Annotated in this window: 17 protein-coding genes; 5 read left to right on the top strand and 12 right to left on the bottom strand. The window is 65.4% G+C overall.

All coding sequences use genetic code 11. The annotated features are described in order from the left end of the window. The first annotated feature begins 587 nt into the window (after nucleotides 1-587). Nucleotides 588-2,000, top strand: coding sequence for an aryl-sulfate sulfotransferase (locus DV709_RS16530; RefSeq protein WP_117595540.1), 1,413 nt, complete (start codon nucleotides 588-590; stop codon nucleotides 1,998-2,000). A gap of 9 nt (nucleotides 2,001-2,009) precedes the next feature. Here the strand turns inward: DV709_RS16530 and DV709_RS16525 are convergent, their stop codons facing one another. The 3 genes from DV709_RS16525 to rdfA all read right to left on the bottom strand — a co-directional run bounded on the left by DV709_RS16525 (nucleotide 2,010) and on the right by rdfA (nucleotide 4,778). Next, nucleotides 2,010-2,300 (bottom strand): PadR family transcriptional regulator, encoded by a 291-nt coding sequence (locus DV709_RS16525; protein ID WP_117595539.1) that lies wholly within the window; start codon nucleotides 2,298-2,300, stop codon nucleotides 2,010-2,012. 415 nt (nucleotides 2,301-2,715) lie between these two features. Next, complete coding sequence (locus tag DV709_RS16520) at nucleotides 2,716-3,249, bottom strand: hypothetical protein (protein WP_117595538.1); 534 nt, start codon at nucleotides 3,247-3,249, stop codon at nucleotides 2,716-2,718. Nucleotides 3,250-4,130: 881 nt separating this feature from the next. Further along, nucleotides 4,131-4,778, bottom strand: a complete 648-nt coding sequence (gene rdfA / locus DV709_RS16515) for a rod-determining factor RdfA (RefSeq protein WP_232819780.1) — start codon at nucleotides 4,776-4,778, stop codon at nucleotides 4,131-4,133. A 189-nt stretch (nucleotides 4,779-4,967) separates the two neighbouring features. Here rdfA and DV709_RS16510 point away from each other — a divergent pair, with 189 nt between their 5' ends. Together DV709_RS16510 and DV709_RS16505 are read left to right on the top strand one after the other, a co-directional pair. Further along, nucleotides 4,968-6,038, top strand: a complete 1,071-nt coding sequence (locus DV709_RS16510) for a glucose 1-dehydrogenase (protein WP_117595537.1) — start codon at nucleotides 4,968-4,970, stop codon at nucleotides 6,036-6,038. A 90-nt stretch (nucleotides 6,039-6,128) separates the two neighbouring features. Next, nucleotides 6,129-7,274: an MFS transporter gene (locus DV709_RS16505; RefSeq protein WP_117595536.1), complete on the top strand. Its 1,146-nt coding sequence runs from the start codon at nucleotides 6,129-6,131 to the stop codon at nucleotides 7,272-7,274. A 75-nt stretch (nucleotides 7,275-7,349) separates the two neighbouring features. On the opposite strand, the gene DV709_RS16500 is transcribed toward DV709_RS16505, so the two are convergent. From DV709_RS16500 to DV709_RS16460, 9 genes are all read right to left on the bottom strand, one after another. Then, nucleotides 7,350-8,180, bottom strand: coding sequence for a creatininase family protein (locus tag DV709_RS16500; RefSeq protein WP_117595535.1), 831 nt, complete (start codon nucleotides 8,178-8,180; stop codon nucleotides 7,350-7,352). Further along, a complete protein-coding gene (locus DV709_RS16495; RefSeq protein ID WP_117595534.1) occupies nucleotides 8,177-9,349 on the bottom strand; it encodes a mandelate racemase/muconate lactonizing enzyme family protein in 1,173 nt (390 codons plus the stop codon). Before DV709_RS16495 ends, DV709_RS16500 begins: the two co-directional genes overlap by 4 nt. Nucleotides 9,350-9,439: 90 nt before the next feature. Continuing rightward, nucleotides 9,440-10,924 (bottom strand): M81 family metallopeptidase, encoded by a 1,485-nt coding sequence (locus DV709_RS16490; protein ID WP_117595533.1) that lies wholly within the window; start codon nucleotides 10,922-10,924, stop codon nucleotides 9,440-9,442. Between the two features lie 91 nt (nucleotides 10,925-11,015). After that, nucleotides 11,016-11,243 (bottom strand): hypothetical protein, encoded by a 228-nt coding sequence (locus DV709_RS16485; protein ID WP_117595532.1) that lies wholly within the window; start codon nucleotides 11,241-11,243, stop codon nucleotides 11,016-11,018. Continuing rightward, entirely contained in the window at nucleotides 11,244-12,134 is an 891-nt protein-coding gene (locus DV709_RS16480; RefSeq protein ID WP_117595531.1) for a carbohydrate ABC transporter permease, read from the bottom strand. Next, the gene (locus DV709_RS16475) at nucleotides 12,115-13,053 is read right to left on the bottom strand and encodes a carbohydrate ABC transporter permease (RefSeq protein WP_117595530.1); all 939 of its coding nucleotides are present in this window, start codon (nucleotides 13,051-13,053) and stop codon (nucleotides 12,115-12,117) included. Before DV709_RS16475 ends, DV709_RS16480 begins: the two co-directional genes overlap by 20 nt. 2 nt (nucleotides 13,054-13,055) lie before the next feature. Next, a complete protein-coding gene (locus DV709_RS16470; protein WP_117595529.1) occupies nucleotides 13,056-14,378 on the bottom strand; it encodes an extracellular solute-binding protein in 1,323 nt (440 codons plus the stop codon). 122 nt (nucleotides 14,379-14,500) lie between these two features. Then, nucleotides 14,501-15,637: an ABC transporter ATP-binding protein gene (locus DV709_RS16465; RefSeq protein WP_117595528.1), complete on the bottom strand. Its 1,137-nt coding sequence runs from the start codon at nucleotides 15,635-15,637 to the stop codon at nucleotides 14,501-14,503. 55 nt (nucleotides 15,638-15,692) lie between these two features. Beyond that, nucleotides 15,693-16,754: a Gfo/Idh/MocA family protein gene (locus DV709_RS16460; RefSeq protein WP_117595527.1), complete on the bottom strand. Its 1,062-nt coding sequence runs from the start codon at nucleotides 16,752-16,754 to the stop codon at nucleotides 15,693-15,695. Nucleotides 16,755-16,909: 155 nt separating this feature from the next. Between DV709_RS16460 and DV709_RS16455 the strand changes: the two genes are divergently transcribed. Beyond that, the gene (locus DV709_RS16455; protein WP_117595526.1) at nucleotides 16,910-17,713 is read left to right on the top strand and encodes a sugar phosphate isomerase/epimerase family protein; all 804 of its coding nucleotides are present in this window, start codon (nucleotides 16,910-16,912) and stop codon (nucleotides 17,711-17,713) included. 110 nt (nucleotides 17,714-17,823) lie between these two features. Then, nucleotides 17,824-18,522, top strand: coding sequence for a PIG-L deacetylase family protein (locus tag DV709_RS16450; RefSeq protein WP_117595525.1), 699 nt, complete (start codon nucleotides 17,824-17,826; stop codon nucleotides 18,520-18,522). Nucleotides 18,523-18,806 lie beyond the last annotated feature (284 nt).

The following is an 18,806-nucleotide window of genomic DNA, read 5'->3' as shown; positions in this document are numbered from 1 at the left end:
TATAGACGGGCGGGGCGAGCGTCTCGGGCTACGCCCGACAATGGCGAGAATGCTCGGTTTTCTCGAACCGCTTGGCTTCGAAGTGAAACCGACGATTTCCGGGGCATCAACCGTAATCCGCGCACCTGGCCGTAACGGGGGCCGCCGAGGCCCCACCCTTCGACGAGTGACGAAAGCGCGAGGCTGGAACGACACAGCACCTGTACAAGCCGTTTACGCGTTCCCTTCACGCTCACCGTCTCGGGAGTTGAACGAGGTAGTAAGATACTCACCACGTCCGTCCGTTGTTCGAACGTGACAAGATGCGTGCATCGGACGTGTGGCCCGGGTGTCGGCTCGGGAGGAGAGGGACACCCCGAACCACCCGTGGAGGGAAGTCGACCGCGGAGTCTGGACCCGCTGTGCCCGCGTCGGGTGCAAGCGCCGGCGGAGAGAGTGGATACCCTATCCTCGACGAGCGAGGGACGAGCGGCCCCGAGCGCGGTAGGGCGGGGTCGCTCACGGCGCCCTACTCGGTCGAACACCGTCCGGAGGAGTCGCCCGCGGAGACCGCTGCGTGACACCGTCCCCGCCGCGAGGCCCGACCCGTGAACGACCGGAAGCAGTCGCTCAGGCTCGTTTTGGCGACGCTCGCCGTCCTCTCGATACTCGGACTCGGACTCGGGTACGTTACCGCCGAGAGACCACTCGTCGACGAGGTTCGACCGGACGACGGCTGGCAACACGATTCGAGCCGAGTCGCGTCGGCGGACTCGGTGACAGTCATCGGCACCGACTCGAACTCGTGGCGCGGGCGACCCGGAGAGGTGACCACTCCGCGCGGGCGCGCGGAACTCGTCGCGGTCGACGGCGACGGAACGGTGCTCTACTACAACGACTCGCGCGACGTGTACTGGGACGTCGACCCGGTTCCGGGCACCGACGCGACGGTCGAAGCCGCGTTCGCCGACCACTTGGACGCGGACGCCTGTCCGACCGACTGGAACCACTCGCGGTACGCCGTCGACGAGACGACGTGGGAGCGCTACTACGATGTCCACGGCGAGAGCGGCCGCTGTACGCGAAACGGCGTCGACCGAGTGAATCTCACGACCGGCGAAACGACGACGGTCTGGACGGCGACGACGCCCGGACAGGAACTCACCCGGTTCCACGACGTCGACCGCGTGAACGAGACGCACCTCGCCGTCGCGGACATCTACCTCGACCGACTGTTCGTCGTCGAGCAGTCCAGCGGGGACATCGTCTGGACGTGGAACGCCTCCGACGAGTTCTCGACCGACGAGACCGGCGGACCGTACCCGAAAGACTGGAGCCACATCAACGACGTCGAACTCGTCGACGGCGGCGAACGGTTCATGGTCAGCATCCGCAACCACGACCGAGTGGTGTTCGTCGACCGGCAGCGCGGCGAGGTGGACGACAGTTGGACCCTCGGCGCAGAGGACGAGTACGACGTCCTCTACGAGCAGCACAATCCGGACTACATCCCCGAGTCCGAGGGCGGTCCCGCCGTCCTCGTCGCCGACTCCGAGAACAACCGCGTCGTCGAGTACCAGCGAGAAAACGGAACGTGGGTACAGACGTGGCAGTGGCGAGACGCTCGGACGCAGTGGCCCCGCGACGCCGACCGCCTACCGAACGGGAACACGCTCGTCACCGACTCGAACGGAAATCGCGTCGTCGAGGTCGACCGAGAGGGCGAAATCGTCCGCAGCGTCACCGTCGGTTTCCCGTACGAAGCCGAACGCCTCGGTACCGGAGACGAGAGCGCCGGCGGGTCTAGCGCGCAGTCCCTCGGTCTCGATTCGCGGACCGGGACCGAACGGAACCGACTGGGCGTGCTGGTAAAAGACGCCTTGCCGAACAAGTACCTAAACGGGCTGATGTACGCGACGCCCGTCTGGATGGGCCTCGCAGAGGTCGCGCTGTCGCTTCTCGCCGCGCTCAGCGTGATGCTCTGGATGTCGCTTGAAGCGGTTTGGCGAGTCCGGAGGTAACTGCGCGTCTCAGGTCGTTTGCCGGTCGAAGGGGAACTGCGACTCCTCCCACTCGCGGCGTTCGCGTATCTGATTCTCGCCTCGTTCGGTTATCGCGTAGTAGTTGGTTCGGCGGTCTATCGGTCCCTTCTCCACGTACTCTTTACTGACGAGCGTATCGAGGTTCGGATACAGTCGCCCGTGGTTGATGTCGTCGTCCAGATACTGTTCGAGCCGTTCTTTCGCCTGCTGTCCGGAGGGCTGGTCCATCCCCGAGATGACGTACAACAGGTCGCGCTGGAAGCCGCTTAGGTCGTGCATGTGATATAACTCTGCATTGTTGAATATAGCTCCTCGCAGTATCACAAATGCTGGTATTTCACGTTTCAAATAATAATTGGAGACTATATTCACTAAATCAGACAGCTACAACGTCGTCGTCTCCGTCGTAGAGCTCCCGCTGAATGTGGTAGATTCGACGACCGTTCGAGCGAAAGTGAGAGTGCCGGAACACGGTTCGGTCCGGCGATCGAACGACACCACGGCCAAGCAGGTCGTTCGGGGCGTACCACCCGAGTCGACGCAGTGACGTACGCCGAAGGGAGGTAACCCTACTACGAGGTGTGAGTTACAACTACAACAGTCCGCCGCCTAATAAAATTGGTTCGTGACCCCTCGTTCGACACACGGTGCTCACGTGTGGGGTACCGATACGCAGAAGCGTCGGTTCGGTCGGCTATCGGTCCTCGCTCAGCGGGACGTGTTCGCTGCCGACGAACGCCGAAGCGGCGTCGCTGTCGTCGGCGACGGTGCATCGGTCGACGAGCGAACGGACCCGACCGAACGACTCCGGCCGCGAGAACGGGTCGGCGTCGTCCCCGAGACGGGCCTCGCAGTGTCGAAGATACACCCGCATGCGGACGCTGTAGCCGGTCGGAAGCCACACCGATGCGGGCGAGGTATCCAGTTGTGCTTCCCAGCGGTCCGAGAGTCGGTCGAGTTCCGAGAGCAGCTGTTCGTGCGCCATTCGCAGCGAGAGTTCGTCGGTCGGCAACTCCGTCCGAACGCTCTCGACCGCGAGCGTCTCGCCGGCCGGCATCGGCGTCGTCGCCTCGCGGTCGAGAAGCGTCTTCAGCGCGGAGACGTCCTCCCAGAAAACCGTCACCGCCGAAACGTCTCTCGTCTCGTCGTAGAACCGTTCTCGCCGCCGCGTTCGCGACGACTCCCGCGGAGGGTCGGGGTTGTCGAGCAGATGTCGAAGGATGTCCATGTGCGGCGCTTCCTTTCACGCTGGTATAACTGTTCCCCCAAATCACACCGAGTGCAGACGCGTACTCGGGTCGTCCGCGAGCGGCTTCACGCTGACACTAAATTGGCGACTTTCGAGAGGAGGCCGATACTACCCCATTAGCGACGCGTGCCACACGTCACTCTCGCGTTCGAAGATTGGCGTCTCTTCCGTTACTACCGCTTGTCACACCGACCGATTGGCGTGAGTGGGGCGTTTCTTCTCGCGGAGCCCCTCAGGAACGTCGAGGAGGTCTGAACCGTCCCACCCTGCTCCACCGTCCACATTTGACCCAATGGTAACACCTAACGTGGATGAGTGAGACATCGCCACTGCAGCGTTACGCGGCGTTGCACAGACACCGCGCCGCGCCTGGTCACGCGGCGATGGTGACAATTCGTCAGACAGAATCAGCGGCCGAGTGGGAGTCACGGCCCGCCCGGCCTACCACTGATTCCTCGGTCACTGAACGACGGAGCGTCGGCTCTCTCATCATCGTCTCGAACGCCCGTTCGGACTGCCCATCGGAACCGATCACAGTCGAGTTTCGCCCCGCTCCGTCAACTACTCTCGATTTATCTACTACCTCCCGAAAATATTTATTCTAGCAAACACCTGAGTTTCTACTCTTCAATTATTGGGTGCGCATACAATTTCCACCGAACAATTTTATTACGAATTTGCGATAAAAATGGGTAATGGTCCCTATTTCGTTTCATTTGTGTCGTGACTGGTGAACTATAATCGAACTTTGGCCTACTTAGCGTACTACTTTCTAAAAGTACTGTATCTTGCTGATGCGTTAAACTACAACCGAGTTGAATGACTCTTCCAAAAAGCGGTTCGACCCCGCACTGCCGCGCTCACTCGCGGTGACATCCGCAACCGCCGTCTGCGAGTAACTGGTCGACGGTGAGTGTCTCCCCACAGATGTCACAGTGGACGTTGATGTCGACGAGCACGTCGATCTCACCGACTTCGAGTTCGCCGGCGGACACGAGCGATTCGAGGGAGTTCGCCGTCACGGTCTGCGTTCGACTTCTGAGGCGGCCGATGTTCGTGTCTATCTTTTCGGTTCGGTTCCCGGTCGTCGAACTGTCGCGGGAGACGCCTCGGTACTTCACTAGGTACGTGTGTACCGCCTGATGTGAGACAAAATCGGTCTTCACGGCGTCGACGTCGATGCCGTGCCGCTCGAGGGTCCGTTCGGCCTGTACTCTCGTCCCACTGGTCACTTCGTCGTCGGTCAAGAGCCGATAGTAGTTTTCGACCTCGCCGTCCAGGAGGCTCACCCCCGCCGATTCGAGGGCCGATTCGAGCAGTCGACGGTTGAACTCGGTCGCGAGTTCGCGGAGGCTCGACCGGTCGTCGCCGGCGGCGGTCCAGCGGACCTCGAGCATTTCGCCCAATCCGTCGAGGTCGTACACCTCTATCAGCCGTCCGACCTTGCACTGCCGGGGCGACCGACTCGTTTTCGACCGTCCGTCCGCCCCTTCCGTTCCGTTCTCCATGGTGTCTGCGTAGACGCGTTTATCGGTAAAACGTTCCGCATCGAGACACCGAGTTCCGACTCGCGCTGCGTCCGTCGGAGTGTTTATAGCACGGGCCGAGCAAACGAGAGTCGTGCCAACGAGTGACAACGAGTGCGGTCGCGGAGGAGCGACGGCCGTCCCGTCGACACCGGGGAGGGGGACCATCAGATGAGAGCCGTCGTCGTCGAGAAAGGCGAGTCCCGTCCGACGGTCAGGGACGTGCCCGACCCGACCCCCGAACCCGGGGAGGCTCTCCTACGGACGCTGCGGGTCGGTATCGACGGAACCGACCACGAGGTCATCCGCGGAAACCACGGCGGCTACCCCCCTGGTGACGACTATCAGATTCTCGGCCACGAAGCCGTCGCCGTCGTCGAAGACGCCAACGGGACCGAACTGGAGGAGGGTGAACTCGTCGTGCCCACCGTGCGCCGACCGCCCGGAGAGACGAACGACTACTTCGAGCGCGACGAACCCGACATGGCTCCGGAGGGGCTGTACGTCGAACGCGGCATCGTCGGCGCTCACGGCTACATGTCCGAGTTCTTCACGAGTCCGTCGGAGTTTCTCGTCCCCGTCCCCGACGAGTTCGCGGAGCACGGCTTCCTCGTCGAACCGATATCGAACACCGAGAAGGCGCTCGAACACGCGTTCGCCGCCCGTTCGGCGTTCGAGTGGGACCCGACGAGCGCGCTCGTCCTCGGGAACGGACCGCTCGGACTGCTGACGCTCGCCGCGCTGCAGACGCCGTCGCTGCCGTTCGAGCGCACGTACTGTCTGGGTCGCCGCGACCGGCCGGACCCGACCATCGACGTCGTCGAACGACTCGGGTCGACGTACGTCGACTCCCGAGAGACGCCGGTCGACGAGATTCCGGGGGCGCACGAGGCTGTCGACTTCGTCTACGAGGCCACCGGCTACGCGAAGCACGCCTTCGAAACCGTCGACGCGCTCGCGCCGAACGGCGTCGGCGCACTCCTCGGTATCCCGAACGACTGGGAGTTCGAAGTCGACGGCGGCCGCCTGCACAGAGAACTCGTGCTGGAGAACAAGGCGCTGTTCGGCAGCGTCAACTCTAACGTTCGGCAGTTCGAGGCCGCGAAGAAGCGATTCACCGAGTTCCCCGACTGGTTCGCCGACGCGCTCGTCACGGGCGTCTACTCGCTGTCGGAGGTCGACGCGGCGTTCGAGACGGGAGACGACGTCATCAAGACAGTCGTGGAGTTCGACACCCCGTGACCGCGGTGTCGTTCCTCGGACCGTACCGTCCGCGGCCGTCCCACGACGTTCGACGGACGGTGAGGGAGTAACTAGTTCGACCGCCCCGAGATGGACCGCCGAAGCTACTTCAAATCGTTTTACTTCCTCTACTTCGCGGCGTGGAGCGGGTTCGTCGTGTTCCGCAACGCGTACTTCGAGGATATCGGGTTGACCGGCGTGGAGATGGGTACCGTCGGCTTTCTCCTCCGGACGGCCGGCATCCTCGCGCTCCCCGCCTGGGGGCTACTGAGCGACCGCTTCGGCGCCCAGAAGCGAATTCTCATCGTCAGCGTCTGCGGCGCGGGTGCGTTGGGGTTGTCGTATCCGCAGGCTGCGGCGGTGTTTCCGCTCGTCGCGGCCGTTACGGTCGGGTTTGCGGCGTTCCGCGCACCGATTCGACCGGTGGCGAACGCCATGCTACTCTCTGCGGGACTGTCGTACGGAAGCGTCCGCGCGTACGGTAGCGTCGCCTTCGGTATCGCGGCGATCGGCGCCGGCATCGCCAGCGCGCGTTTCGGTTCCGTCGTCGTGTTCTACGCGTTCGGTGTCGGTATGGCGGTGCTCGCGCTCCTTCTCCTCCGGATACCGGTCGACCGAAGGCCGCCGACCGAGAGCGTCGGTCTCCGGGCGGCGTCGCTCCTGAGAGACCGAAACTTCGCCGCTCTAGTCGTCGCAGCGTTTCTGATGGGGACGCTGTTCCCGGCGGGAAGCGCGTACCTGTCCGTCTACGTCCGGAGTCTCGGCGGGAGCGACGCGCTCACCGGCATCTCCGTCGCCGCCAAGACGCTCGGCGAGGCGGCCGTCTTCCTCGCCGCAGCGCGGTTCACCACGTCGTACCGTCGGCTCCTCGCCGCGGGTGCCGCCTGTCACGTCGTTACGTTCGCGGCGTACGCGTCTGCGCCCGCGCCGGCGTTCGTCGTCGCCCTCCAACTGCTTCTCGGCGTCGGCTACGCGGCGTTCATGCTCGCAGCCGTGAACCTCGCCCACGAACTCGCGCCCGCCTCCATCGGGTCGACCGCGCAGACGTTTCTCACCGGGTTCGGCTTCGCCGCGGGGTCGGGCGTCGGCGAGCTCGCGTCCGGCCGTCTTCTCGATTTGGTCGGCGTCCAGTCGATGTACGCGTACGTCGCCGCGGTCGGACTCGTCGTCATCCTCGTGAGCGGGTTCCTCGACGGGTCGCTCGGTACCGACGGACTGCTTCCCGCTGACGGCTGACCGAGCGAGTATGGACAGGTGTCGACGGCGCCCGACGCGCTCGACCCTCGAAAACCGAGGGGCTCGGACCCGGTATCAGTCGGCGTTCCGCTCGTGAACGTCGAGCAGTAGCGCCGCCAGTTCCGCTCGGACGCCGTCGAAGAACTGTTTGCCTTTCTCGGCGCTGGCCAGCGAGGGGTCGCCGATAGCGCCGCTCTCCGAGTACGCCTCGAACGGTCGATACACCGACAGCGGGCCGCCTTCGAGCAGGTCGCTTCCGGCGAGGTCGTACGGTTCGTCCCAGTACGCCGCGGGCGCGTCGTCGCGGACGAGTTCGGGTCGGAGATACCGCATCATCGACGTCTCGAACTCGCCGCCGTGAGCCATCCCGCCACTGTCGCTCTCGCGCACCTCGTCGGCGAACGGAGCGGCGAGGTCGAAGTACGTCAGGCCGAGTGACTCGACGCCGGGATGGCTACGTCCGACGACGGTGACCGCGGCGTCGACGAGCGCCCGATTGCCGCCGTGACCGTTGAGCAGCAGCAGCGCGTCGAACCCGTTGTCCAGCGCGGCGTCGGCGACGGTGCCGAGCAGGTCCAAAAGCGTGCCGAACTCGCCGGTGAGCGTCCCGCCGAACGAGCGGTGGTGCGGCGAGTAGCCGGTCCAGACCGTCGGTGCGACCAACACCGGAACGTCGTCGGCGACTGCGGTTGCGCCCGCGACGGCGACCGCCGAGGCGAGAATCGAGTCCGTCGCGACCGGCAGGTGGTTTCCGTGTTGTTCGACGCTCCCGACGGGGAGGACGAGCACCGACCCGTCCCTCTCCCCGAGAGCGCGAATTTCGGGGGCGGTGCGCGCCGCGAACGCGACCTCGGCGCTCGATTCGACACCTGCGTCACTCTCGAACGACCCCAATCCGAACGTCATACGATGCGGTACTCCTCGACGACGCTCTGGTCGACATCGACGCCCAGCCCGGGCGACTGTGGCACGGTCAGCGCGCCGTCGGTTATCTCGAACGGCTCTCGAACCACGTCGGTCTCCCAGCCGTCGTACACCGAATCCGGCGGGAGCGTCAGACCCGGCAGGCCGTACGCGGCGTGGAGAATCGCCGCGGTCCGGACTCCGAGGTCGAACGCGCAGTGGTGCGTCGCCGGGATTCCGGCGTCCTCGACGATGGCGACCTGCTGTCGGAGTCCCGAGAGTCCGCCGGCGGGCGTCAGATCGAGGACGGCGACGTCCATCGCGCCGGCTTCGACGAGACGACGGAGGTTGTGAGGTAGGTAGGTGTCCTCGTTCGGCGCGATAGGCTGTCGCGTACGCGCTTGCAACGACGCCAGCGACCGATGAGTATCGACGCGAATCGGCTGTTCGAGGTACTGGAGGTAGATTCCGGCGTCAGCGAGCGCCGCCCCGACGCGGACGGCCTCGTCGACGGTCCACCCCTGGTTCGGGTCGAGTCGGAACAGGAGGTCGCCGTCGACGGCGTCGTGCATCGCCCGAACGCGCTCGACGTCGTTGCGCCAGTCGCGGCCGGCCTTCGTCTTCAACACAGAGTAACCCGCGTCACGAACCTCGACGGCGCGTTCGGCGGACTCCTCGGGCGGGAGGATGCCCAGGCAGTACGCCACGTCGACCGTTCGACTCTCGCCTTCGGCGGCGTACTCGCTTTGGTGCTCTCGGTGGCGCGTCTCGGTCTGAGCCGGTGCGGTCCATCCGCCGAGCAGTTCGTACACCGGCCTGTCGAGCGTCTTTCCGACGATGTCCCAGCAGGCGACTTCGACGGGCGCGAAGAACAGGTCGGCGTTGGCGTACTCGATGAACACCTGTCGGCGAAACGTTTCGACCTCGAACGGCGAGCGGCCGACGACGAACGGTTCGACGCCGTCCTCCAGAATCGAGACAGTGGCTTCCGGTGTGAGGAAGACGCGCATCTCGCCCCACCCGGAGACGCCCTCGTCGGTGTCGACGCGGACGAGTACACGGGTCATGCGCTCCAGGGAGTTGTGGTTCGTCACGTACGGTGCGACACCGCCCTCCTCGAAGGGGACGAGCGGAACGTCTACGGCGTACGCTTGCAGTCCGACTATCTCCATACTGCGGTATCGACCACTCTCAGGATAAAATCACCGGGGCCGACGACGTCGACGGCGACGACCGTCGGGCCCTGAACGACTCGCGCCGCGTCACACCGACCACGTCGCGTCCTCGTCGAGCGGGTAGATGGGGCGCGGAACCCGCTCGTAAGGCAGTTCGGAGAGCCGCTGGTTCGTCTCGCCGGGCGTCAGCGCGAACAGTCGCCGCGCGGCGACCGCCTTCCAGGCGGGACTCAGGTAGCCGCTCTTCAGGACGACCACTCCGCGGTCGTCCGGGTCGACGCCGAACCGTCGCAGAAACGCCGGGTCGCGGTGGACGTTCGTCCGCCGCTCGGCGACGACGACGTCCGCGCCGCCGAGCGAGACGAGCGCCGTTCCGACGCTCTCGGCACTGCCGTCGTCGCCGTCGTCGCTGTCGTCGCCGTCGCCCTCGGAGCCGCCGCCGTCCAACCGCACGACCTCGGCTTCCGCCACTTCCAGCGGCGCTCCGTCCGGATATCTGCGACCGAGTTCGAGCGACACCGTCGCCCCTTCGCCCGCCGCGCGACAGGTTCCGTAGCTGCCGGCGTCGGCGACGACGGCGAAGAGCGGCGTTCCGAGGTCGTCGCGGCCGATCGCCTCGGCGAGGAGATTCGTCGTGCTCTCGCCCGCGCCCGCGCCGGGGATGTCGCCCGTGTCGGCGACGACGACGGGTCTCGCGCCCGTCTGTGCGGCCTCGTCCAGCGCTGCTGACGGTGCGTGCGCCTCCGTCGTGAAGTCGAACTCGGCGCGCCGTCGCCAGAACGCCCGCGCGAGGTCGGTCGCGGTCTCGTCGACGACGGCCGCCGAGGAGGCGTCGCCGGTCACGAGCGCGTGACATCCGGCGTGGGGGTTGTCGGCCCACGGGAACCCCAGAAAGTAGTTGGCGTCGTAGACGCCGTCGACTCGGTCCGCCTCGCGGAGTCGGTCGACGAGCGTGCGCATCGGCTCGGCCTCCGACTCCGACCGCTCGCCGGCCAGGAGCATCGGGAGTCGCCGCCAGCCGAGCGCGAGCGACTTCTCGCCGCGGACGGCGTCGAGCAGTAGGTTCGCCGCCCGGACCCCCGTCTCCTCGACGTCCGTGTGCGGGGCGGTTCGGTAGCCGGCGACGCCGTCGAGACGGTCAACCATCCGGTCGGTTATCGTCGCGTGCATGTCGAGCGCCGCGGTCACCGGCACGTCGGGACCGACGCGCTCGCGGACGCCCGCGAGCAGTGCGCCCTCCGGGTCGGGTTCTCCCTCGACGAACATCGACCCGTGGAGGTCGAGACAGACCCCGTCGACGGGCTCGCCGTCGAGTCGGTCGAACAGTTCGCGCTTCATCCACTCGAACGCCTCCGCCTCGACGGTCGGTGCAGGGAGCGCGCTCGCGCCGACCGTCGGAACGACCTCGACGCCCTCGGCTTCGAGTGTCTCGACGATACCGCCGAGCGATCGGCCCACTCCGTCGGTTTCCAGTAGTCTCTCGCCGGTTGCGGTCGAGAACGTCTCGATGCCGGTCGACCCCTCGGCGAACGTGTTCGTCTCGTGGCTCACCGCGCCGACTGCGATTCGCATGCTCGCTACTGCGCAGTGCGACGTTATGAGTGGTTCGCCGCCGTCGGCGGCGGTCGAGAGGTGAAGAGCGGATGCGAGCGCCGGCGCCGGCTCAGTGCGGCCACGGCCGCATCGGCCAGAAGTACGCGAGCAGCGCCATCCCCAACAAGAGGATGCCCCCGATCTTCATCACCGGTCCGGCGTCCATCTCGTCGCGGACGAACGAGAGGTAGAGGACGCCGGCGGCTGCGACCAGGAAGACGAGCGCGCCGCCGACGATTGGCTCGTTCTGCCCGGAGTAGCCGAGGCGCAACACGACGGTAGGAACGTCGATGAACATCTACCCTTTCCCTCCCGTAAGCGCGATGCCCTCCATGAACGTCCGCTGGGCGAGCAGGTACGCCGCGAGAACGGGCAGTGCGGCGAGGATGACCGCCGCTAACAGCTGCCCCCACTGCGACCCGTATCGCCCGCTGAGCAGGCCGATACCGACCTGAAGCGGGTACATCGCCGAGTCGTTGAGGATGACCAGCGGCCAGAGGAACGCCCCCCAGACGAAGATGAACGTGAACACGCCGAGCGACGACAGCGCCGGCTTCGCCAGCGGTAGCATGATGCGCGTGTAGATCTGGAGCGTGCTACAGCCGTCCATCCTCGCGGCCTCGATGAGCGAGTCGGGTACGCCGAGGAAGAACTGGCGCATCATGAACGTCCCGAACGGGTTGGCGATGTACAGCACCATGATGGCCCAGTACGTGTTCGACCAGTTGATGGCGTTCATCTCCAGGTATAGCGGTACGAGCACCACCTGCGGGGGGATGACGAGCGTCCCGATGACGAGCGTGTACACCAGCGACTTGCCTTTGAAGTCACCCTTCGCGAGCGCGTAGCCCGCGAGCGTGTCCAACAGTAGCGTGAAGAACACGACGCCGACCGCGAGGATGAGGCTGTTGAATATCCAGCGGTCGAGCGGGTTCTGTACCCAGACGTTGACGTAGTTGACGAACGTCGGATCTGCAGGGATTATCTGCTTGATGGTGGTGAAAATCTCGTTCTCGGGCTTCAGCGAGGTGAGGAACGCCCAGATGAACGGAATCGTCATGACGGCGCTCGCGGTGATGAGGATGGCGTGGGCGACGACTTTCGCTACCGTGTCGTACCACGACCCCTCGTGCTCGACGCTCGGACGGTCGTCGTCGAACGTGAGCTCGTCAGTACTCAACGTCGTCACCCCACGTCCGCTGCTGGAGGATGCTCAGTCCGAAGACGATGAGGAACAGCACGACGGCGATGGCGCTGGCGTACCCCATCTCGAACTGCTGGAAGCCGGCCTGCCAGAAGTAGTAGACGATGGTGTACGTCGACCGCACCGGCCCGCCCTGCGTCATCACGTACACCTGCGTGTAGACGCGGAACGAGAAGATGAGCGTCACGATGAACACGAAGAACGTCGTCGGCTTCAGAAGCGGCAGCGTGATGTAGCGGAACCGCTCCCAGCGGTTCGCTCCGTCGACGATGGCCGCCTCGTAGTAGTCGTCCGGGATTCCCTTCAAGCCGGCCAGGAAGATGACCATGTTGAACCCGATGTGTTTCCAGACGCTCATCAGCGCGATGGACGCCAGCGCCGTGCTCGAACTCTGGAGCCACGATAGCTGTGGCAGTCCGATACCGCCCAGTATGGCGTTCAATAGGCCGTACTCGGGGTTGTAGAGCCACGTCCAGATGAGCGAGACGACGACCCAAGAGGTCACGACGGGGAGGAATATCGCCCCGGAGTAGAACTTCGTCCCGCGGAGATTCATGTTCAACAGCAGCGCCAGACCCAGTGCGATGGGCACGTCGAAGACGAGTAGCGCGAAACTGTAGCCGGCGGTGTTGATGATCGCGTTGTAGAAAATCGGGTCGTTGAACAGCCGTATGTAGTTGTCGAGCCCGACGAACGGGTGTTCTTGGGCCAACGGCGCCCACTCGTGGAGGCTGATGTAGAACGCGCCGATGAAGGGAATCAGGAGTATCGCCGCGAACAGAATCGCCTTCGGTAAGACGAGGGCGTACCACGAGAGGTCGGTCTCGGCGGTGTCGACGCCCATATCGGAGACGTAGCCGCTGAAGCGACGACGAACGCGCTGTAGCCCTTGTGACTGCGCCATAGTTAGAGTAACGCGTTGATGTCTTGGGCTGCTTTGTCGAGCGCCTGTTTCGGGTCCTCACCCTGCCACATCGACTGCGCCTGTGTGTGGACCGTGTCCCACATCTTCGACACCTCGGGGTGGCTCGGGAACGGCTTCGTGTTCTCCATCTCCTGGGCGACCGGTTCGAGTTTCGGGTTGTCCTCGAGGAACTGCTTGAACTCGTCGGTCTCGTAGGCGTCCTTCCGGCCGGGGAAGCCGCCCATCGACTCCGTGACGCTCCGCTGGACCTCCATCGAGTTGATGTAGTTCAGCCACTCCAGGCCGATCTCCTGGTTCGCGCCGCCGCGACTCGGGATGGTGTAGAAGACGCCCGCACTCCACGTGTGGCTCGTGTCGATCTGCGGGCCGCTCGGGTACGGGATGTACTGCCAGTCGAGGCCGCTGTCGCGCAGGCGCGGGTACATCCACGACCCGGCGAAACACATCGCCGCCTCCCCGGCGAGGAGGTCCTCGATGGCGTCCGTACCGCCGGGGTTGCGCGCGAGAACCGTCTCGTCCTCGACGATTTTCGGCTGCAGGTAGTTCGCCGCCTCGAGGGCGGCGTCGTTGTTGATTATCGCCTCGGTGCCGTCCTCGTTGAGGTAGCCGCTCCCGTTCGAGAGCGCGAAGCAGTCGAACCCCTCGCCCGCCGACATCGAGAACGCGGCCGTCCCCGACTCGCCGAGCGCGTCGATCCACGACGCGAACTCCTCCCAACTCGGGCGGTGCGTGGGGTCGGGGACCTCCAACCCCGCCTCCTCGAACATCGCCGTGTTGATCGCCACGAGACGGCAGTCGGCGTACCACGGGACGGCCCAGAGTGTACCGTCGTAGCTGGCGTTGCTGCGCGCGGCAGCGACGTAGTCGTCGGGATTGAACCCGTTCTCCTCGAGGTTCAGTGCGACACCCTGGTCGGCGAAGCGCGGCACCCAGAGCACCGACAGCGCCAGGCTGTCGGGGGCGTTCCCGGCCGGGATGGCCGTCGTCGCTTTCGCCAGATAGTTCTCGAAGGGGTAGTACTCCCAGCTGGCGTCGGATATCGTGTCGCTCTGTTCTGCGATTTCGCCGGCCTGTTCCTCTCGAATCGGCGCGAGCCCCGGGTCGTTCCACGCCCAGAACGTCGCCGAACCGTCGCCGCCGCCGCCGCCCGAGCCGTTACCGCCGCCGGAACCGTTGCCGCCGCCGGAACCGCTACTGTTGTCTCCGTCGCCGTTTCCACCGCTCGAACAGCCGGCCAACCCCGCCGCGCCCACCGAACCGGTCAGCGCGATGAGCTTTCGCCGGGTGAGATTTCTGTTGCTCATACTAACCTCAGAGGAACAAACAGAGGATATACAATAAATCTTTGGTACAAGATACCATATCGCACAACGGTCTCACCAGTAGCCGAACCGAGTGGACGCGTCGCCGCGGGAGACGACCGAACTCAGGCGCGGGCGTTGACGTCGGCGCTCGTCGCCGCGGAGACGTTCCGCGACTTGACGGTCTCGCCGGTCTCGGCGTCGAACAGGTGCATCTTCTCCTCGGGGATGACGACGTCGAGCGTCGTCCCCGGTTCGACCACCCGCTCGCCGTCGAGCGTCACCGTGTACCGCTCGTCGCCGATGTCGACGTAGACGTACGTCGTCTCGCCCATCGGCTCCGTCACCGAGACGGGGGCCCGAATCGCGTCGTCGCCGCCCGCGTCGGCGAGCTCGAAGCTTTCCGGGCGGATGCCGAGCGTCAGCGGCCCCTCGCGTCCGACGAGCTCCTCGCGTGTCGCCTGCGAGAGTTCGTACCGGAACGCGTCGTGGACGAGTGCGCCGTCGACGTACTCCACCTCGAAGAAGTTCATCGAGGGCGAGCCGATGAAGCCCGCGACGAAGCGGTTCGCGGGTTCGTAGTAACACTCCAGCGGCGTGCCGAGCTGCTGGAGCTCACCCCCGTCGAGGATGGCGATGCGGTCGCCCATCGTCATCGCCTCCGTCTGGTCGTGCGTGACGTAGATGGTGGTGATGCCGAGATTCTGCTGGAGGTTCTGGAGCTCGGTCCGCATCGTCGTTCGGAGCTTCGCGTCCAGATTCGACAGCGGTTCGTCCATCAGGAACACCTCGGGTTCGCGGACGATAGCGCGGCCGAGCGCGACGCGCTGCTGCTGACCGCCGGAGAGTTCGCCCGGCTTCTTCTCGAGCAGCTCTTCGATACCCATCATCTCCGCCGTCTGCTGGACTCGGCGCTCTATCTCGTCTTTCGACAAGTCTGTCGACATCTTGAGACCGAACCCGATGTTGTCGCGGGCCGACATGTGCGGGTAGAGCGCGTAGTTCTGGAACACCATCGCGATGTCGCGCTCGGTCGGCGGCTGTCGCGTGATGTCGTCGCCGTTCAGGAGTATCGTGCCGTCCGTGGTCGTCTCCAGGCCGGCGATGCACCGGAGCGTCGTCGACTTTCCGCAGCCGGAGGGACCGACGAAGATGAGAAACTCGCCGTCGTTGACGTCGATGTTCAGATCGTCGACCGCGACGATCGACCGGTCTCCGTCCGCGAACACCTTCTGGAGGTTGCGGATGTCTAACTTACCCATGGGAACTCACTACATGGCGAATTGCAATAGTCCATAATAAAATTACAGGGTAACTTCACCCGCTGCAGTGTCGGCGAGTGGGCCGGTCGAGCACCGCCCGCTCGCCCGTCTCGGCGGCCTCGCGCGCCGCGAGCGTCAGATTCAGGGTCTCTATCGCATCATCGTACGTCGACCGGACATCGACCGAGCGGGCGTCGCTGCCGGCGTCGTAACCCACCGACTCCGCGGTACGGGCTGCCGCGCGGAGGAACGCCTCGAACTCGCGGCGGTACCAGTCGCCGTCGGCCTCGAAGCTGACGGGTTCGCCGTCGACGGTACCCGAGAGCGTGTAGTCGAAGTAGTCGAGTTCGAGAAGCGCATCTTCGGCGGCGATACGCACCACGAAGCGCGATTCGGCGGTCCCACAGGCCGACGAGACGTGCGAAACCGCACCCGACTCGTGGTCGAGCGTCACCGACGTCGCGTCCTGAAAGTCGACAGCGTCGACGAGCAGACCGTCGGTCCCGCTGCCCGTCGCGGCGGTCGCCTCCCCGAGGAGGTAGCGGTGAAGGTCGTAGACGTGCGTCGACTGTTCGACTAACTGCCCGCCGGAGCGCGCGCGGTCGTACCACCACTGCGTGTCGGGGAGCGGTGCCCAGTACGTGCTGTCGACGTGGCCGATGCGGCGGTCCTCGAGCAGTTCGAGCGCGCGCTCGGTTATCCCGGCGTACCGACAGACGTAGCCCACTTGCGCCAGAATCCCCGCGTCGGCGACGTGACGCTCCGTCTCCCGCGCCGCGTCGACCGTCAGGTCTACCGGTTTCTCGACGAACAGGTCGACGCCGTACTCCGCGGCCGCCCGCTCGTACTCGCCGTGGGCGAACGGCGGAACCGCGACGACGAGCGCGTCGAGCGACTCCGACTCAACGAGTTCGACGCCGTCGGTGTACGCCTCGGCACCGCGGGGGGTCGCCGCCTCCCGCGCCCGCGCCTCGTCCACGTCGGCGACGGCGGCCAGTTCCACGTCGAGCGTGTCGCCGTTACGGTCCGTCAGTCCCCTTTCCAGCGCGTCGTCGAGCGTCTCCAGGTGAACCGAAGCGATACCTCCCGCGCCGACGAATCCGACTGAGAGTGTCACAGACTCACGTGACCCACACAGCGTGTTAAAGCTATCCGCTCGGAAGGTTCGAATCATCGATGTCGAGCCGTCGGCGATTCGGCGCGAGCGTCGGTGGAGTCGACGGCGGACCGCCACGCGAACCTATAAATCAGCGCGGACGGGAACTGGTGTGCATGAGGTTCGCACTCAACCAGATGGGGTTCCCCGAGCAGCGTCTCGAAGCGAACGTCGACCTGCTCGCGGAGGCCGGCTACGACGGTATCGAACCGAATCTGACCGCCGACGGACCGCTGTGGGACGACGGTGCGGTCGCCGACCTCGCCGACCGAATCGTGGCCTCCGGACTCGACGTTCCCGCGGTCTCGACGACGTTACACTGGGAGCGGCAGTTGTCGAGCGCGGACGAGGAGACGCGGGCGGCCGGCATCGAGGCGGGCGAGCGGATGATCGCGCTCGCGGACGCGTTCGACGCCGGCGCCGTCCTCGTCGTTCCGGCTATCGTCGACGAGGAGACGCGGTACGACGACGCCTACGACCGGGCGCTGGAGTCGGTGCGGCGGCTCGCGTCGGTCGGCGCCGAGCGCGACGTGACCGTCTGCGTCGAGAACGTCTGGAACGACTTCCTGCTCTCGCCGCTGGAGTTCGCCGGGTTCGTCGACGAGGCGTCCTCGGCCGGTCCGGTCGGCGCGTACTTCGACGTCGGAAACGTCAGACGGTTCGGCCGCCCCGAGCAGTGGATTCGAATCCTCGGCGACCGAATCGAGCGCGTCCACGTGAAAGATTACCGAACCGACGTCGACACCATCGACGGCTTCACGTACCCGCTGGAAGGCGACGTCGACTGGGGCGCCGTCGCTGACGCGCTCGCGGACGTCGGCTACGACGGCTGGGTGACCGCCGAGGTGCCGCCGTACCGGACCGCGCCCGAGCGGATGCCGCCGCGGGTGCGCGGCGACCTCGAACACCTGTTTTCGTAGTCGAGCACCGACCTCGATTCGGGAAGCGGCGGCGGCGCGAGCGGCCGACGGCAACGTCCGCGACACTACCGGCGCAACGTTTAATATCGGCTTGCCTGACTGACGTGTGTATGCATCTCACAGCAGTAGTCGCACATCCCGACGACGCCGACATCTTCTGCGGCGGCACGCTCGCAAAACACGCCGACCGCGGCGACGACGTCACTATCGTCTACATGACCCGAGGCGAGTACGGCGGCTTCGACACTACCGAGGCCGAAGTCGCGGAGACGCGCGAGCGTGAGGCCGAGGCGGCCGCGGAGACGCTCGGTGCGGAGGCGGTGTTCCTCGACTTCGAGGACGGACGCGTGACCTACTCGATGGAGAACCGGCTCCAGCTCGTCGACGTGCTGCGCGAGCATCGGCCGGACGTCGTCCTCACCCACTACCGAGACGACATGCACCCCGACCACCGGGCGACGTCGAGGCTGGTGACCGACGCGTACTACATGTGCTCGCTCCCGCTTCTGGAGACGGAGTACGAGCCGTGGGAACCGCGGAACGTCTACTACTTCGGGAAGCCGACGTCCTCGTTCGAGCCCGAGACGTACGTCGACATCGGCGACTATCAGTCGACGAAAGAGGACGCCATCCTCGAACACGAGTCACAGGTCGAGTGGCTCGAGGAACACGGCGGCATCGACGCCGAGTTCGACGGCCTCGTCGAGGGAGTCCGCGCCGAGGCGCGAGTGCTCGGTCGGACCAGAGGTGCGGAGTTCGCCGAGGGCTTCGTCGCGCTCCACAAGAGCGCGACCGAGTACCTCGACTGAGTCGCTCAGTCCGTTTCTGCGGCACGCCGTCGACCGAAGTCCGGCGAGCCGCTGCTCTCGCGAGCGTCTCTGGCGGTGATCGACCGGGAACCGAGTGAATTCTATGTGTGTTATTGACTCCCTACTCATTACAGACATAGCCGTGTAATGGCTTTCAGGTGAAACGAGGGGGGAGGGGGTACCGACGGACCGGACGAACTGTCGCTGCGTGCGACTCGGCTGTCCCGGCCCGCGTTGGTTCGACTCACTGTTCTCCGGTCCCCATCGACCGTCTCGGACTGCCG

The sequence above is a fragment of the Haloprofundus halophilus genome, assembly GCF_003439925.1.
Taxonomy (GTDB): Archaea; Halobacteriota; Halobacteria; order Halobacteriales; family Haloferacaceae; genus Haloprofundus; species Haloprofundus halophilus.
This window is presented reverse-complemented; position numbering and strand designations above follow the sequence as displayed.

What these genes read in the sequence shown, in the direction of transcription:
- DV709_RS16525 (WP_117595539.1), bottom strand. Translation starts at nt 2,300, where the DNA reads ATGCACGACCTAAGCGGCTTCCAGCGCGACCTGTTGTACGTCATCTCG.
- DV709_RS16520 (WP_117595538.1), bottom strand. Translation starts at nt 3,249, where the DNA reads ATGGACATCCTTCGACATCTGCTCGACAACCCCGACCCTCCGCGGGAG.
- rdfA (WP_232819780.1), bottom strand. Translation starts at nt 4,778, where the DNA reads ATGGAGAACGGAACGGAAGGGGCGGACGGACGGTCGAAAACGAGTCGG.
- DV709_RS16510 (WP_117595537.1), top strand. Translation starts at nt 4,968, where the DNA reads ATGAGAGCCGTCGTCGTCGAGAAAGGCGAGTCCCGTCCGACGGTCAGG.
- DV709_RS16505 (WP_117595536.1), top strand. Translation starts at nt 6,129, where the DNA reads ATGGACCGCCGAAGCTACTTCAAATCGTTTTACTTCCTCTACTTCGCG.
- DV709_RS16500 (WP_117595535.1), bottom strand. Translation starts at nt 8,180, where the DNA reads ATGACGTTCGGATTGGGGTCGTTCGAGAGTGACGCAGGTGTCGAATCG.
- DV709_RS16495 (WP_117595534.1), bottom strand. Translation starts at nt 9,349, where the DNA reads ATGGAGATAGTCGGACTGCAAGCGTACGCCGTAGACGTTCCGCTCGTC.
- DV709_RS16490 (WP_117595533.1), bottom strand. Translation starts at nt 10,924, where the DNA reads ATGCGAATCGCAGTCGGCGCGGTGAGCCACGAGACGAACACGTTCGCC.
- DV709_RS16485 (WP_117595532.1), bottom strand. Translation starts at nt 11,243, where the DNA reads ATGTTCATCGACGTTCCTACCGTCGTGTTGCGCCTCGGCTACTCCGGG.
- DV709_RS16475 (WP_117595530.1), bottom strand. Translation starts at nt 13,053, where the DNA reads ATGGCGCAGTCACAAGGGCTACAGCGCGTTCGTCGTCGCTTCAGCGGC.
- DV709_RS16470 (WP_117595529.1), bottom strand. Translation starts at nt 14,378, where the DNA reads ATGAGCAACAGAAATCTCACCCGGCGAAAGCTCATCGCGCTGACCGGT.
- DV709_RS16465 (WP_117595528.1), bottom strand. Translation starts at nt 15,637, where the DNA reads ATGGGTAAGTTAGACATCCGCAACCTCCAGAAGGTGTTCGCGGACGGA.
- DV709_RS16455 (WP_117595526.1), top strand. Translation starts at nt 16,910, where the DNA reads ATGAGGTTCGCACTCAACCAGATGGGGTTCCCCGAGCAGCGTCTCGAA.
- DV709_RS16450 (WP_117595525.1), top strand. Translation starts at nt 17,824, where the DNA reads ATGCATCTCACAGCAGTAGTCGCACATCCCGACGACGCCGACATCTTC.